This is a genomic window from Pacificoceanicola niger, assembly GCF_048553275.1.
Classification (GTDB): Bacteria; Pseudomonadota; Alphaproteobacteria; order Rhodobacterales; family Rhodobacteraceae; genus Pacificoceanicola.
Map to the genome: position 1 here is coordinate 248,043 of NZ_JBLZMW010000004.1, position 14,234 is coordinate 262,276.

14 protein-coding genes are annotated in these 14,234 nt (G+C 63.9%); 9 read left to right on the forward strand and 5 right to left on the reverse strand.

Going from position 1 to position 14,234, the window contains the following annotated elements:
• Positions 1–7 precede the first annotated feature (7 nt).
• From ACN2XU_RS08150 to ACN2XU_RS08175, 6 genes are all read left to right on the forward strand, one after another.
• Entirely contained in the window at positions 8–361 is a 354-nt protein-coding gene (locus ACN2XU_RS08150) for an Mth938-like domain-containing protein (RefSeq protein WP_419409924.1), read from the forward strand.
• Positions 362–501: 140 nt separating this feature from the next.
• Positions 502–1,116, forward strand: coding sequence for a heme ABC exporter ATP-binding protein CcmA (gene ccmA / locus ACN2XU_RS08155; protein WP_419409925.1), 615 nt, complete (start codon positions 502–504; stop codon positions 1,114–1,116).
• Positions 1,113–1,769: a heme exporter protein CcmB gene (ccmB, locus tag ACN2XU_RS08160; RefSeq protein ID WP_419409926.1), complete on the forward strand. Its 657-nt coding sequence runs from the start codon at positions 1,113–1,115 to the stop codon at positions 1,767–1,769. The genes ccmA and ccmB overlap by 4 nt, the downstream gene beginning before the upstream one ends.
• 279 nt (positions 1,770–2,048) lie before the next feature.
• The gene (locus ACN2XU_RS08165; RefSeq protein WP_419409927.1) at positions 2,049–2,777 is read left to right on the forward strand and encodes a heme ABC transporter permease; all 729 of its coding nucleotides are present in this window, start codon (positions 2,049–2,051) and stop codon (positions 2,775–2,777) included.
• Positions 2,774–2,932 carry a heme exporter protein CcmD gene (gene ccmD, locus ACN2XU_RS08170; RefSeq protein ID WP_419409928.1) on the forward strand — a complete coding sequence of 53 codons (159 nt, stop codon included), beginning with the start codon at positions 2,774–2,776 and terminating at the stop codon, positions 2,930–2,932. The genes ACN2XU_RS08165 and ccmD overlap by 4 nt, the downstream gene beginning before the upstream one ends.
• 19 nt (positions 2,933–2,951) lie before the next feature.
• Complete coding sequence (locus ACN2XU_RS08175) at positions 2,952–3,470, forward strand: DsbE family thiol:disulfide interchange protein (protein WP_419409997.1); 519 nt, start codon at positions 2,952–2,954, stop codon at positions 3,468–3,470.
• 151 nt (positions 3,471–3,621) lie between these two features.
• Here ACN2XU_RS08175 and purB read toward each other — a convergent pair whose 3' ends face one another.
• Positions 3,622–4,929 carry an adenylosuccinate lyase gene (gene purB / locus ACN2XU_RS08180; RefSeq protein ID WP_419409929.1) on the reverse strand — a complete coding sequence of 436 codons (1,308 nt, stop codon included), beginning with the start codon at positions 4,927–4,929 and terminating at the stop codon, positions 3,622–3,624.
• 83 nt (positions 4,930–5,012) lie between these two features.
• Here purB and ACN2XU_RS08185 point away from each other — a divergent pair, with 83 nt between their 5' ends.
• Together ACN2XU_RS08185 and ACN2XU_RS08190 are read left to right on the forward strand one after the other, a co-directional pair.
• Positions 5,013–5,453 carry a DUF6314 family protein gene (locus ACN2XU_RS08185; RefSeq protein WP_419409930.1) on the forward strand — a complete coding sequence of 147 codons (441 nt, stop codon included), beginning with the start codon at positions 5,013–5,015 and terminating at the stop codon, positions 5,451–5,453.
• Between the two features lie 143 nt (positions 5,454–5,596).
• Positions 5,597–6,895 (forward strand): DUF3422 family protein, encoded by a 1,299-nt coding sequence (locus ACN2XU_RS08190; RefSeq protein WP_419409931.1) that lies wholly within the window; start codon positions 5,597–5,599, stop codon positions 6,893–6,895.
• Positions 6,896–7,023: 128 nt separating this feature from the next.
• Here ACN2XU_RS08190 and ACN2XU_RS08195 read toward each other — a convergent pair whose 3' ends face one another.
• From ACN2XU_RS08195 to ACN2XU_RS08210, 4 genes are all read right to left on the reverse strand, one after another.
• On the reverse strand, positions 7,024–8,067 hold the full coding sequence (locus ACN2XU_RS08195; protein ID WP_419409932.1) for a YeeE/YedE family protein: 1,044 nt from the start codon (positions 8,065–8,067) through the stop codon (positions 7,024–7,026).
• 206 nt (positions 8,068–8,273) lie between these two features.
• Positions 8,274–9,254, reverse strand: coding sequence for an ABC transporter permease (locus tag ACN2XU_RS08200; RefSeq protein WP_419409933.1), 981 nt, complete (start codon positions 9,252–9,254; stop codon positions 8,274–8,276).
• Entirely contained in the window at positions 9,247–10,254 is a 1,008-nt protein-coding gene (locus ACN2XU_RS08205) for an ABC transporter permease (protein ID WP_419409934.1), read from the reverse strand. The genes ACN2XU_RS08200 and ACN2XU_RS08205 overlap by 8 nt, the downstream gene beginning before the upstream one ends.
• A gap of 117 nt (positions 10,255–10,371) precedes the next feature.
• On the reverse strand, positions 10,372–12,072 hold the full coding sequence (locus ACN2XU_RS08210; RefSeq protein ID WP_419409935.1) for a peptide ABC transporter substrate-binding protein: 1,701 nt from the start codon (positions 12,070–12,072) through the stop codon (positions 10,372–10,374).
• A 258-nt stretch (positions 12,073–12,330) separates the two neighbouring features.
• Here ACN2XU_RS08210 and ACN2XU_RS08215 point away from each other — a divergent pair, with 258 nt between their 5' ends.
• The gene (locus ACN2XU_RS08215) at positions 12,331–14,163 is read left to right on the forward strand and encodes an ABC transporter ATP-binding protein (protein WP_419409936.1); all 1,833 of its coding nucleotides are present in this window, start codon (positions 12,331–12,333) and stop codon (positions 14,161–14,163) included.
• Positions 14,164–14,234 lie beyond the last annotated feature (71 nt).

The following is a 14,234-nucleotide window of genomic DNA, read 5'->3' on the forward strand; positions in this document are numbered from 1 at the left end:
ACATCCTATGCGTATCAATGAAATCACCTTTACCGATGCTGTGCCGGTCGACGGCTATGGGCCGGGCTTTTTCCGGGTTGGCGGTTCGGTGCACACCGGGCCGATGCTGATGTATGGCGCCGGGGCGAATCCCTGGGGCGGGCTGAGCGACGAAGCGGCGCTGCTTGACCTTGTTGGCCATGTCGATGTGCTCTTTGTGGGCACGGGGGCAGAGATCTTTCACCTGCCTTCGGCGCTGCGGGCGCGCCTGGAGGAGGCCGGACTGGGCGTTGAAGTGATGAACTCGCCCGCTGCCTGCCGGACCTATAACGTGCTGCTCAGCGAAGGGCGACGCGTGGCGCTCGCGGTGTTGCCGGTCTGAGGATGGGAGCGCCGCTCGTCCGGCGGTGCCGGACATCGCCCCGCCCGCCATCCCGCAAGCCGCGCCGCGTCAGGCGCCGGCAAGGACACAGCGCTGTTTTGCCGCTTTTGCAGCGGCGCGCGCTGCGGTAAGCCTCGGGCATGGATTTGACTGCGACCGATCTTGCGGTGGCCCGGGGGGGCGTGCCGGTCCTGGAAGGGCTGAGTTTCGCGCTCGCGCCGGGACGAGCCCTTGTGCTGCGCGGGCCGAACGGCTCTGGCAAGACGACGCTTCTGCGCACGGTGGCGGGGCTGCAACCGGCCTTCGCCGGGGAGATTGCCGGAGCCGGAGAGCGCATCGCCTATGCCGCTCATGCGGATGGCCTGAAATCCATGCTGAGCGTCGCCGAGAACCTGACGTTCTGGGCGCAGGCCTTTGGCAGCGATGATATTTCGGCCGCCCTGACCGGCTTCAACCTCGACGCGCTCAAAACCCGCCTCGCGGGCACGCTCAGCGCCGGGCAGAAGCGGCGGCTGGGGCTGGCGCGTCTCATGGTCACCGGGCGTCCGGTCTGGGTACTGGACGAGCCGACGGTCTCGCTCGATCTCGCCTCGGTCCAGCTTTTTGCCGAGGCCGTGCGCGGGCATCTGGCCTCGGGCGGCAGCGCTCTGATGGCCACTCATATCGACCTTGGCCTCGCCGAGGCAGAGGTCTTCGACGTGACCGCTTACAAGGCGCAGCCGCGCCTCTCCACCGCCGACGAGGCCTTCCTTTGATCGCCCTGCTGATACGCGATCTACGCCTGTCCGTGCGCGCCGGGGGCGGCTTTGGGCTTGGCCTTGCCTTTTTCCTGATCGTGACGGTGCTCGTGCCGTTCGGTGTCGGGCCGGAGACCGGCCTGCTCCGGACCATCGCGCCCGGTGTGCTCTGGATTGGGGCCTTGTTGGCCTGCCTGTTGTCGCTCGACCGCATCTTTGCGCTCGACTGGGAGGACGGCTCGCTCGATCTGCTGGCCACGGCGCCGTTGCCCATGGAGGGCATCGTCAGCGTCAAGGCGCTGGCCCACTGGATCACCACGGGGCTGCCGCTTGTGCTCGCCGCGCCCATGCTTGGCGTTCTGCTGAGCCTGCCGCCTGCCGGGTATCTCTGGGTCGTGGTCAGCCTTGCGCTTGGCACCCCGGCGCTCAGCGTGATCGGCACCTTTGGCGCGGCGCTGACCGTGGGTCTGAAACGCGGCGGGCTGTTGATGTCGCTTCTCGTGCTGCCGCTCTACGTGCCGACGCTGATTTTCGGCGCGGAAGTGGCGCGGCGCGGGGCCGAAGGGCTGGCGGTCCAGACGCCGCTTCTTATGCTGGCGGGGATCAGTTTCGGCTCGATGGCTCTGCTGCCGTTCGCTTCGGCCAGTGTGCTGAAGATCAACCTTCGGTAAGACACGCATTGTCGGCGGCGGTGGCACACGCGCGCTACGTCAAACCGCGCCCGCCATCGGGGCACGGCCGGTTGCTGTGCTTACACCTGTAGACGCGTCACTGCCTTTTGCAGTCCCGGCGGGCGGCTTTGTGCGCACAGGCGCGGAATACGGGATGGCGCAGGGCATTGGCGGATCGCGCCTTGAGCGATGGCATCGGCGGCCTCCTGTGAGCGGACGTATTGCGCCCCACGCATATTTGATGTGTAAAGCTGCGCAAAGACAGATATCGGGAGCGCCATGTCGATCTGGGAATATGCCAATCCGGTCAAGTTCATCCGGACCACAGACCGTCTGCTGCCCTGGCTCAGCGCCGGTGCCGTGGTCTGCCTCGTGGTCGGTCTGATCTGGGGTTTCTTTTTCACGCCGGAGGATTATCGGCAGGGCAGCACGGTCAAGATCATCTATCTGCACGTGCCGTCCGCGCTGATGGCGATCAACACATGGATGATGATGCTGGTTGCCTCGCTGATCTGGATCGTGCGCCGCCACCATGTCAGCGCGCTGGCCGCCCGCGCCGCCGCGCCCATTGGCGCGACGATGACAGTGATCGCTCTGGCCACCGGCGCCATCTGGGGACAGCCGATGTGGGGCACGTGGTGGGCGTGGGATCCGCGCCTGACCTCCTTCCTGATCCTGTTCCTGTTCTACCTTGGGTATATGGCGCTCTGGTCAGCCATCGAGGATGACGACACCGCCGCCGACCTGACGTCGATCCTGTGCCTCGTGGGCTCGGTCTTTGCGCTGCTCTCGCGCTATGCGGTCAACTTCTGGAATCAGGGGCTGCACCAGGGCGCGTCGCTCTCGCTCGACAAGGAAGAGAACGTCGCCGACGTCTTCTATTTCCCGCTTCTGGTCTGCATCGGTGGGTTTGTGCTGCTGTTCATCGCGCTGGTCTTTCTGCGCACCCAGACAGAAATCCGGGCGCGCCGGGCGCGCGCGCTTCTCGCACGGGAGCACGCGACATGATGCCGGATCTTGGGAAATACGCCGGGGCGGTCCTGTCCTCCTACGCGGTGTCGATCGTGCTGATCGTCGTGCTGGTCGCGGTCAGCATCCTGCGCGCGCGGCGGGTGAGGGCGGCGCTCTTTGAAATCGAGGAAAGGCAGAAACGTGAGCGCTAAGAAAGGCATTTCGCCTCTGATGCTGTTGCCCCCACTGATCTTTCTGGCGCTGGGGGCCATGTTCTTTTTCGGCCTGTGGCGCGAGGGCGCAAATGAGCTGGAGTCGAAATTCACCGGCAAGCCGCACCCGGCGATGACATCGGCGGCCTTGACGGGGTTTGATCCGATCACACCGGAAATGCTGGCTGCTGGCGAGATTACCCTCGTCAATTTCTGGGCCAGCTGGTGCCCGCCATGCCGGGCCGAACATCCGCGGCTGCTGCAAATGCAGGAAGACGGCCTGCGCATTGTCGGCGTGAACTTCAAGGATCAGGAAAAGCAGGCTCTGAAGTACCTCGCCGACGACGGCAATCCCTTCTTGGCGGTTGCTTTCGATCCCGCCGGACGCACGGCCATCGACTGGGGCGTTACCGGCCCGCCCGAAACCTTCATCCTGGATGGCGACGGCACAGTGCTGTTCAAATTCGTCGGCCCGCTTGTCGGATCGGACTACGAACAACGATTTCTGCCCGCCCTCGAAGCCGCCCTCGCTAAATAGCCCCCAAAAAGCCAAAGGCCGGAGCATGCAGCCCCGGCCTTCGTCTTCATTGGTCCGATACTATCCTGGGGGAGCCCCGCAGGGGCGGGGGCAAAGCCCCTCACGCGCCGAAGGCGCGCGGATCGCCCCGGCTGGGCCGGGGCGAAATCTCTCAGTCCTCGTGGAACACCCGGGCAAAGATCGTGTCGACATGTTTGGTGTGATAGCCAAGGTCGAACTTCTCGTTGATCTCTTCCTCCGACAGCGCGGCGCGCACTTCCTCGTCCGCGAGCAGTTCTTCGCGGAAGTCGGTGCGGTGATCCCAGACCTTCATCGCGTTGCGCTGCACGAGGCGATAGGCATCTTCCCGCGATACACCGGCCTGCGTCAGCGCCAGCAGCACGCGCTGCGACATGACCAACCCGGGGAACTTGTTCATGTTGTCGAGCATGTTCTGGGGGTAGACCAGCAGCTTGTCGATCACGGATGTCAGGCGCGCCAGCGCGAAGTCCAGCGTGATCGTGGTGTCCGGCCCGATGTTCCGCTCCACCGACGAATGCGAAATGTCCCGCTCGTGCCACAGCGCCACGTTTTCCATCGCCGGGATCACCGCCATGCGCACCAGGCGGGCAAGGCCGGTCAGGTTTTCGGTCAGCACCGGGTTCTTCTTGTGCGGCATCGCCGAGGAGCCCTTTTGCCCCATGGAAAAGAATTCCGCCGCTTCCAGCACTTCGGTGCGTTGCATGTGGCGGATTTCGATGGCGATGTTCTCGATGCTGCTTGCGATCACGCCCAGCGTTGCAAAGAACGCCGCGTGGCGGTCGCGCGGGATGACCTGGGTCGAGATCGGCTCCGGCACGAGGCCGAGCTGTTCGCAGACATGATCTTCCACAGCCGGGTCGATATTGGCAAATGTGCCCACCGCACCGGAGATGGCGCCCGTGGCAATCTCTGCCCGCGCATCGCGCATCCGGCTGAGGTTGCGATCCATTTCGGCGTAAAAGCGCGCGAAGGTCAGCCCCATGGTCGTGGGTTCGGCGTGGATGCCGTGCGAGCGGCCGATGCGCACCGTGTCCTTGTGCTCGTAGGCGCGCTTTTTCAACGCCGCCAGCAGCCCTTCTAGATCCTCGATCAGAATGTCGGAGGCGCGCACCAGCTGCACGTTGAAGCAGGTGTCGAGCACGTCCGAGGAGGTCATGCCCTGATGCACGAAGCGCGCCTCTTCGCTGCCCACGTGTTCCGCGAGGTGGGTGAGGAAGGCGATCACGTCATGCTTGGTCACCGCTTCGATTTCGTCGATGCGGGCGACGTCGAATTCCACGTCCTTGGCCTTCCAGACCGCATCCGCGTTTTCCTGCGGGATCACGCCGAGCTTCGCCATCGCGTCGCAGGCGTGGGCCTCGATCTCGTACCAGATGCGGAACTTGGTTTCCGGCGACCAGATGGCAACCATGTCAGGACGGGAATAGCGGGGGATCATGGGCAGACTTTCGCGTTGAGTTCGGGATTGCGGGCCTTCTAGACTGTGCGCACCGAGCGAACAAGAGAAAGGGGCCGGCAGCGATGTCACGGGCGTTGACGATCTGGGATTTCGAAGGCGCGTGGACCTACGCCCGCGAAATCGACGATGCCACGGGGCTCGGGGCCGGCGCGGGGCAGGGAACCGCGCGCTTTATCCGGCAGGATGGCGCGCTGCGCTACGATGAGGAAGGGCAGATCGCCTTTGCCACGACGCCGCCGATGAAGGGCAGCCGCCGTTACCTCTGGCGTGAGACACCGGCGGGCGCGGCGGTGTTTTTTGAAGACGGGCGCGCCTTTCACGACGTGGATCTGCGGCAGGGCAGCCCGGCAGCCGCGCATTGGTGCGATCCCGACCAATACGACGTGACCTATGATTTCTCCGACTGGCCGCGCTGGTCGAGCCTTTGGCGGGTGAAAGGGCCGCGCAAGGATTACACAATGCGCACGACCTACCATCGCCCCGGTGCCGCAACGGAAGGATAAGGCTTTGAAAACGCCAAAAAATCTCCCGCGCCTTGGGCGGTATACAAAGGTATTCCTGTAACGCTTTGAAAATATTGAATTTTCCTCTTTCCCTTGGGGCGACCCGCGCGTAATTTGCAGAAAGTTGACAAGGAATCCGCTCCATGGCGCCCATTCAGGACCATCCGCTGCGCTATGCGCTGGCCAATGAGTTGCACGCGCGCCCGTTTCCGTCGCTGACGGTGCCATGCCGCGCGGTCTATCTCGCGATCAAGCAGCCCAGCCATGCTGCCGGCCGTGACAAGGCGCAGGATCTGGCGCATCTGGTCGACCTTCTGGACCGCTTCGGAACCGCGCACCCATCGCCCGGTGCCACGCATTTTTCCGCGCGGATCGGGCAGAACATGCTCAAGTGGGAGCAGCACACGGAGTTTGTCACTTACACGGTCTTTCTCAAGGGGCTGGGTCAGCGCCCCTATGATCCGGCGGATTTCGATGTCTTTCCGGAGGAGTGGCTGGAGCAGGCACCTGGGGTGCGGGTGACCTCTGCGATGATCCGGATCGCGCCGCGCCCTGATGATGCGGATATCGCCGAGAAGGTCGACGACTGGATGGTGCCCGAAAGCGTGGCGATCAGCCGTGTGCTCGATGACGACGCGGTGGTCGCGGGGGATTTTCGTATTGATCCTGCAGGGCATCAGCGCTTTGCCGTGTTTACCGCCGAGGATGTGGGGCAGCGGCGGGTCGGACGAATCGTTCAGCGTCTCTGCGAGATCGAGACCTACAAGACCATGTCGATGCTCGGCTTTTCCCGGGTGCGCGAGATTGGCCCACGCATGGGCGAGATCGACACGGATCTGTCGCAACTGATGGCGGCAATGACCGGCAGCACCGCCCCCGAGGAAGAGACGCTGAAAGCGCTGCTCTCGGTTTCGGCGGAACTTGAAGCCCTTTCGGCGCGAAGCTCTTTCCGGCTGGGCGCGACCTTTGCCTATGAGGCGCTGGTGCACAAGCGCATCGAGGTGCTGCGCGAAAGCCGGTTTCAGGGGCGGCAGACCTTCGCCGAATTCATGACCCGGCGCTACCTTCCGGCGATGCGCACGGTCAAGAGCAGCGAGGCGCGGCTTGGTTCCATGGCGGATCGGGCGATGCGCGCCGGGGATTTGCTGCGTACACGCGTGGAGGTGCAGCGCTCGGCCCAGAACCAGCAGCTCCTGGAGAGCATGGATCAAAGGGCGGAGGCGCAGCTGCATCTGCAAAAGACGGTCGAGGGCCTGTCCGTGGTGGCGATCAGCTATTACGCGGTGTCGCTGGTCAGCTATCTGCTCTACCCGCTTGCAACGCCGCTTGGGCTGACGAAGGGATCGCTGACGGCGCTCGTGGTGCTGCCGGTTGTGGCTGTTGTCGCGCTGATGATCCGGCGCATTCGCAAGTCCATGGATCCGAGCGGCAAACAGCTCTAGCGCGCCAGACCTCGCGGAGCGCCTCCGGCGCGCTGTTTCTTATTGCGTTCGGGCCACGCAGGCCCCGGGGAGGGCGCTGCCCTCCCCAAACCCCTCCCGAGGTATTTTCAGACCAAAGACGGGGCCGCTTATTCGGCGGGGACGGCGCCGGAGGCACCTGCCGTCTGGCTGCTCAGAACCGCGTTGGTCGCCAAGGTTCCGACCGCAATCGAGGCCAGCGCCGCGACAGCCGCAATCGAGAGCGTCGGGACGCCGGCAAGGCCCGCGCCCACGGTGCACCCGCCCGCCAGAACGCCGCCAATGCCCATGAGCACCGCGCCGGTGAGGTATCGGCCGGTTTCGCGCGGGCTGCTGAAGCTCTGCCACGCAAAGCGGCGCGCGGCCAGCGACGAGAACAGGGCGCCGCCAAGCACACCGCCGATCAGGCCGACACCAAAGCCTGCCGGAATGGAGGTGGAGGCAATGGACCAGAACAGGGTTTCGCTCCAGGGCGAGGTAAAGCTGAGGCTTTCGAGCGCAATCGGGTCGAAGTCGTCATAGAGGATGAAGCCGGTGCCGACCCAGCCGAGCGGGACCAGCAGGCCGAGCAGCGCGGCGAGGATCAGCATGCCGGATCGTGCGCCCGAGCGCAGTGCAAAGACCAGGGCGGCCAGCGCCAGCAGCGCAGTCCAGATCAGCGGGTTGCCGGGCAGCGCGGCGCTTTCGAGGGCGAGGGTCTGCGCACTGAGCGTGGTGCGGATCGGCGCGAGCGTGCCTTTGAGCGTGGCATGGGCGGCGATGGCAAACACCGCCAGAACGGTCAGCGCGCGCAGATTGCCGGTCCCGGTCAGCACGGTGAGGCGCGACGCGCAGCCGCGTGTCAGCACCATGCCTGCACCGAACAGAAGGCCGCCGATGACGATGGCAAGCCACGGCAGGTCCGCGTTCATGAAGCGGTGATCGTCGAAGCTGATCCAGCCTTGCCAGACTGCGGCCTGCGTCCCGAGGATGGCCGCCGCGAGCGCGGTCAGCCAGACGCCCATGGCGGCGCGGCGGTCGTCGCCGATCAGTGCGCGGCGGAAGCAGAACTTGGTTTGTTCGGCAAAGATGCCATAGGCCGCGCCAAGCGCGAGCGCGAAGAAAACGGCAACCTGTGGGGCCGTGAGGGCCTCGAAGCCGAGGGATTCGAACATGGATCTGCCTCCGAAAATGGAACAGTGTTCCCATGAAGGAGAGAGTGGGGCCTATGCAACCCTTTGTTCTATGCGGCGCTCTTCTGTTTGCGGTCTACTGTTCCGGTTGCATCCGCTTTTAGCGAACATTGTTCTGAAGCGCGAAAAGAGGGCGGTGGCTGTTCCACCGCCCCCATGTCTGGGCGTTCCTCGCGTTCTTTTTTGGCTCAGCGCCCGCGAATACGCGGATCGAGCGCGTCGCGTAGCCCGTCACCGATGTAATTGACCGACAGAACGGTGAGCGAGATGGCGAACCCCGGCAGCAGGACACGCTCCGGATATTGCTCCATGCGGACCACCGCATCGGCCAGCATCTTGCCCCATGTCGGGAAATCAGAAGGAAAGCCGACGCCGAGAAAGCTCAGCGCGCTTTCGGTGATGATGGCCGTGGCGAGGCCAAGCGCGGCGGAAACCATGATCGGCGAGAGCACATTCGGGAGCAGATGGCGGCGGATGATCTTGCCGTTGGAGGTGCCGATGGAGCGGGCGGCGAGCACGAACTCACGCTCCTTGATGGCCAGCACGTCGCCACGCACGATGCGCGCCGTGGGCATCCAGGAGGTGATGGCGATGATCGTCACGATCAGGATGAACATGCCGCCTTCTGGCCCGGCAAAGCTGCGCAAAGGTTGTCTGAACAGGGTCACCGCCAGCAGAAGAAGCGGCAGGATCGGCAGGGCGAGGAACAGGTCCGTTGTGCGCATCAGCAGCCCGTCGATGCGGCGGTAGAAACCCGCGAGAACGCCGATCCCCGTCCCGATGACAAGGCTGAGGATCATCGCGGCCCAGCCGACAGCCATGGAGGCACGGCCCCCGGCAATCATCTGGGCAAGGTTGTCGCGGCCAAGCTGATCGGAGCCGAGCGGCTTGTTCCAGCCCACCTTGGCGTCACTGTCCCAGAGCGCGGTAAAGATCGGGCGCATGTCCTTCGACCGGATATCGAGCTTGCCCGGATCGACGGTCCAGATGTAAGGGCCGATCAGCACCACCAGTGTGATGAAGATCAGGAAGCCGAGCCCGAACATCGCGCCCTTGTGCTTGCGGAACTGATCCCAGACGTCGCGGCTGCGCGACGTGGGCGGGGCCATCGGTCCGCTGTCCTTGAGCGCTTCTATAGGGGTCGGGGACGCGGGGACGGGCTCAGTCATAGCGGATCCTCGGGTCAAGGACGCCGTAGAGAATGTCGGCGATCAGGTTGAACATCACGATCAGCACGGCAAAGATGAAGGTCAGGGTCATGACGCCGGGCAGGTCGTTGGCAAACAGCCATGTCAGCAGCAGCTGCCCGATGCCGTTCACCTTGAAGACGTTCTCGGTAATGATGGCGCCGCCGAAGATCGACGGAATGCCGAGGGCGATGACCGTGACGACCGGGATCATCGAATTGCGCAGCACGTGCACCATGACCACCACAGCCTCCGACAGGCCCTTGGCGCGGGCGGTGCGCACGTAGTCCTGCCGCAGATTGTCGAGCATGGTGGCGCGCATGTAGCGGCTGAGCTGTGCTGTGATCTGCAGGGCAAGCACCATCACGGGCATGACCATCTGCATGAGCTGAACCTTGAAGCTCTCCCAGTCGGTGACAACGTGGGTGGTGTCATAGATCGACGGCAGCCAACCAAGCTGCACGGAGAAGATCACGATCAGCAGCGGGCCGGTGAAGAACGGCGGGATCGAGAATCCGATCATGGTCACAAAGGTGCCGGCCTGGTCAAAGACCGAATACTGGCGGTAGGCGGAGTAGATCCCGACCGGAATGGCAATGAGGATGGCGACGATGTAGGCCACGCCGACCACGGACAGAGTCTGCGGGATCCGCTCGACGATGGTGTCCATAACCGGGCTGCGGTTCTGCCATGAGATGACGCGCTGCTTGCCTTCGGAGAAATCGGTGCCGAAGACCCAATCGACAAAGACCTGCGGCTCGACCCAGAACACCTGGACCAGCCATTTCCAGTATTGCACCAGCGCCGGTTCCCCGACGCCGAGCGCTTCGCGCATCTTTTGCTTCACCTCGTCCGGGACGGTGAGTGGCACATCCGCCATGGGATCGCCGGGCGCGAGCTGAAGCAGCATGAAAATGACGAAACTGATGAATAGAAGCGTCGGGATCGACAGGATCAGCCGTCGCAGGGCGTAGGTGAGCATCGGCGCCTCGGGTCAGACGTTTCTTTTTGTGGGTGTGAGAGCGGGGCGGGGCATTTACCCCGCCCGGCAGGAGCGTTGGTCAGTCGGGCGGGGCTGCTGCCCCGCTCCTGCCGCCGATCACTCCACGCGATACCAGTCAGCGATGTTCCACAGCTCGCTGTCCCAGGCGTTCATCACCACGCCGCCAAGTGTGTTGGAGGCCGCCGCGATCCGGCCGCGGTGGACCAGCGGGATCATCATGCCGTTCTCGATGACCATATCGTTGAGTTTCACACCGATGGCGCCGCGCGCCTCGGCGCCGACCGTGCCGGAGAGCTCCTTGTGCAGTGCATCATACTCTTCCATGCAGAAGCGCGAGATGTTCTCGCCCTGCCACTGGGTCTCGGGACGTGGGGCCTTGTCGCACAGCGCGTTGCCGAGATAGGCCTGCGGGTCCGTGCCGGGGAAGGTGTTGGCGTACATTTCCACGTCGGCATAGAACTTCTGGAACGTGTCGGGCGAGCCCGCATCGCCGCCGAAGAACACCGAGGAGTCGACGTTGCGCAGCTCCACTTCAAAGCCCAGATCTGTCCACCACTCCTTGATCAGGGCCTGGAAGTCCTGACGCACGGCGTTGGTCGAGGTCTGGAACAGGATCGAGAGCGGCACGCCGTCCTTCTCACGCACGCCGTCGCCGTCGGTGTCGACGATTCCCGCCTCATCCAGAAGCGCCTTGGCGCCTTCCATGTCCTGCTCAAGGCAGTCGAAGGTCTTGGAGTTGAACCAGTCGGGCGCGGGCACCCAGTTGCAGGTCACCTTGCCCGCCGCGCCATAGCCGATTTCCACCAGCAGTGTGCGGTCGATGGCCATGGACATCGCCTTGTACACTGCGGGATCGCGCAGGAAGGGGTGCGGGTGCGCCGCGGTCGAGCGTTCGCCTTCGGGCAGATCCGGCGAAGGATCGGTCCAGTTCAGCATGACGCGCTCGACGGTACCGCCGAAGTCGGACACGAACGTGCCGAGGCCGCGTTCGAGCATGCGGTCCATCACATCGGGGGCCAGCTGCTGGTTCCAGGCGTAATCGAACTCGCCGGTTTCCAGCACGGAGCGCGCCGCCGAGGCCGCGTCGCCGCCGCCCTTGATGGTCACGGCCTTGAACGAGGGCTTGTCCGCGTCGCGGTAGTTGTCGTTGATCGAGTAGGTGACCACGTCATTGGTCTTGAAGCTGTCGACCTTGTAGGGGCCGGTGCCGATCGGACCGAAGTTTTGATCGGTGCAGCTCGATGCGGCGCCACCGAGGCAGCTCTCGAACTGCGCTTTTTGCAGGATCGGGCTCTCCGCGCCGACGAAGGGCAGATAGGGGTTCGGCGTCGGCGAATCGAAGGTGATCCGCACGGTCAGATCATCCGGCGCCTCAACGGTCTTCACGCCCTCGAATTTCGTTGCCTGGGCACAGCCGCCTTCCGGGTGGGTGCAGTAGTCATAGGTGAACAGGACATCGGCCGAGGTAAAGGCGGAGCCATCAGACCACGTCAGACCCGGTGTGATCTTCCATGTGATCTGCGTCAGGTCTTCGCTCACGCCGCCGTTGTCCACGGTGGGAATGTCCTCAACCAGCCAGGGCGTCAGCGCGCCGGTCTCGTCATAGCGGGCCAGCGGTTCAATGATCAGCGATGCCGCTTCGATATCTTTGCGGCCACCGGACAGAAACGGGTTCAGCGTCGACGGCGCCTGCCAATAAATGATGCGAACCTCGTCGTCCGCGCCGCGCTCCGCAAAGGCGGCCGGGGCAAGCGCGACCGACGCGGCGGCCCCGAGCATCAGGGTTTTCAGTTTCATGTCACTCTCCTTGTTGTACCGGCCAGACACCGGTTTTCTTATTGAATTTCAGGGGGAAATACCGTGTTCTACTCTTTGCTGGAATCGCCTTATACTGGCAAAAGCCGATCGGCAACTCTCTCTTTACACCACCCCGCGTTCCTTCCATCGAAACAGGATTTGCGCAAATTGCAAGCATTGCCTTGGCGATAGGCAGCCGGGGGTTTGACAGTGCTGAAAACATAGCCTTACCGTCGGCCAAGCGAAAAGGAACCGGCCATGCTCGACGACACATCATCACCGCCTATCGCGCGGATCGAAAATCTTCGCGTCGAATTCCAGACGAAGTCCGGGCCAGTCGTCGGGGTCGAGGATGTTTCCTTCGAGATTCGCTCCGGTGAAACCGTCTGCGTCGTCGGCGAATCCGGGTCCGGCAAATCGGTCTCATCGCTGTCCTTGATGCGGCTGGTGGAATACGGCGGGGGCGAGATCGCGCGCGGGCGACTGCTGTTCGATCGACGGGAGGGCGGCGAGATCGACCTGGCGCAGGCCGGTGACGGGCTCATGCGCACGATCCGTGGCAATGAGATCGGCATGATCTTCCAGGAGCCGATGACCGCGCTCAACCCGGTGTTTACCGTGGGCCGTCAGCTGACCGAAGGCCTGCGCGTGCACAAGGGGCTGTCGCGGGCAGACGCCGAGGCGCGGGCGCTGGAACTGTTGCGCGAGGTCCGCATCCCCGAGCCGGAGCGGCGGCTCAAGCAGTTTCCGCACGAGCTGTCGGGCGGTATGCGGCAACGCGTCGTAATTGCCATGGCGCTGGCCTGCGAGCCGCGCCTGCTGATCGCGGACGAGCCGACAACGGCACTGGATGTAACCATTCAGGCCGAGATCCTGGCGTTGATCGACCGGCTCAAGCGCGAGACCGGCACGGCGGTGATGTTCATCACCCATGACATGGCCGTGGTGGCGCAGATGGCCGACCGCGTGGTGGTCATGTTCCGTGGCAACAAGGTGGAGGAGGGGACCGCCGAGGAGATTTTCGCAGCGCCCCGGCATCCCTACACCCAGGCGTTGCTGGCGGCGGTTCCCAAGCTGGGCGAGATGACGGGCAAGGCGTTGCCGGAGCCGATGAAACTGCTCGGGAGCGATGCCTTCGAGGTCAAGCCAATCAAGGGGCAGGATGATGTTCTACTGGATGTTCAGGGACTTACCACCCGGTTTCCGGTGCGGGGCGGGTTCTTCCGGCGGCATATCTCGAACGTGCATGCGGTCGAGGATGTCTCGTTCAGGATCAACAAGGGGCAGACGCTGAGCCTTGTCGGGGAATCCGGCTGTGGCAAGTCGAGCGCCGGGCGCTCGATCCTGCGGCTGGTCGAGCCGGTGGCGGGCAGTGTGGTGCTTGACGGGGTGGACGTCATGGCGCTCTCGCCCAAGCAGCTGCGCGAGGAGCGACGGCAGATGCAGATGATCTTCCAGGACCCGTTTGCCTCGCTGAACCCACAGTTGCAGCTTGCCGATCAGGTCGCGGAGCCGATCCACAACTACCGTCTCGAAACCGGTAGCGCCGTCACGGATCACGTGGCCGAGCTGTTCGACCGGGTCGAACTGCCCCGCAGCTTCATGCGCCGTTACCCGCACGAGCTGTCCGGCGGTCAGCGTCAACGCATTGCAATTGCACGGGCTTTGGCGCTGCGGCCCAAATTGATCGTGGCCGATGAGGCGGTGAGCGCGCTGGATGTGTCCGTGCAGGCGCAGGTTGTGAACCTGATGATGGAATTGCAGGCGGAGATGGGCCTGTCCTATCTGTTCATCAGCCACGACATGGCGGTGGTCGAGCGGGTGAGCCATATGGTCGGCGTGATGTACCTTGGGCGGATCGTCGAGATCGGGCCGCGCCAGGCGGTGTTCGAAAATCCGCAGCACCCCTATACCCAAGCGCTGATGAAGGCGGTGCCGATCGCGGACCCGACCAGAAGAAAATCCGAGAAGGATTTGAATTTCAAGCCAATTCCCTCTCCGATCCATTCGGTCGACTATGTCCCGGCGCGCTCGGATTATCGCGAAGTGTCCCCCGGTCACATGGTGCTGATCACCGAAAGCGGTTACTGATACGCTGCGGGAACGCGGGGCCAGCCCGCGCGCTTCCCGGAAGATGCCCACCAGGAAGAAGCAAGGAGTTC

What these genes read in the sequence shown, in the direction of transcription:
- ACN2XU_RS08165 (WP_419409927.1), top strand. Translation starts at nt 2,049, where the DNA reads ATGTCGATCTGGGAATATGCCAATCCGGTCAAGTTCATCCGGACCACA.
- ACN2XU_RS08175 (WP_419409997.1), top strand. Translation starts at nt 2,952, where the DNA reads ATGCTGTTGCCCCCACTGATCTTTCTGGCGCTGGGGGCCATGTTCTTT.
- ccmD (WP_419409928.1), top strand. Translation starts at nt 2,774, where the DNA reads ATGATGCCGGATCTTGGGAAATACGCCGGGGCGGTCCTGTCCTCCTAC.
- purB (WP_419409929.1), bottom strand. Translation starts at nt 4,929, where the DNA reads ATGATCCCCCGCTATTCCCGTCCTGACATGGTTGCCATCTGGTCGCCG.
- ACN2XU_RS08195 (WP_419409932.1), bottom strand. Translation starts at nt 8,067, where the DNA reads ATGTTCGAATCCCTCGGCTTCGAGGCCCTCACGGCCCCACAGGTTGCC.
- ACN2XU_RS08200 (WP_419409933.1), bottom strand. Translation starts at nt 9,254, where the DNA reads ATGACTGAGCCCGTCCCCGCGTCCCCGACCCCTATAGAAGCGCTCAAG.
- ACN2XU_RS08190 (WP_419409931.1), top strand. Translation starts at nt 5,597, where the DNA reads ATGGCGCCCATTCAGGACCATCCGCTGCGCTATGCGCTGGCCAATGAG.
- ACN2XU_RS08210 (WP_419409935.1), bottom strand. Translation starts at nt 12,072, where the DNA reads ATGAAACTGAAAACCCTGATGCTCGGGGCCGCCGCGTCGGTCGCGCTT.
- ACN2XU_RS08185 (WP_419409930.1), top strand. Translation starts at nt 5,013, where the DNA reads ATGTCACGGGCGTTGACGATCTGGGATTTCGAAGGCGCGTGGACCTAC.
- ACN2XU_RS08150 (WP_419409924.1), top strand. Translation starts at nt 8, where the DNA reads ATGCGTATCAATGAAATCACCTTTACCGATGCTGTGCCGGTCGACGGC.
- ACN2XU_RS08215 (WP_419409936.1), top strand. Translation starts at nt 12,331, where the DNA reads ATGCTCGACGACACATCATCACCGCCTATCGCGCGGATCGAAAATCTT.
- ccmA (WP_419409925.1), top strand. Translation starts at nt 502, where the DNA reads ATGGATTTGACTGCGACCGATCTTGCGGTGGCCCGGGGGGGCGTGCCG.
- ACN2XU_RS08205 (WP_419409934.1), bottom strand. Translation starts at nt 10,254, where the DNA reads ATGCTCACCTACGCCCTGCGACGGCTGATCCTGTCGATCCCGACGCTT.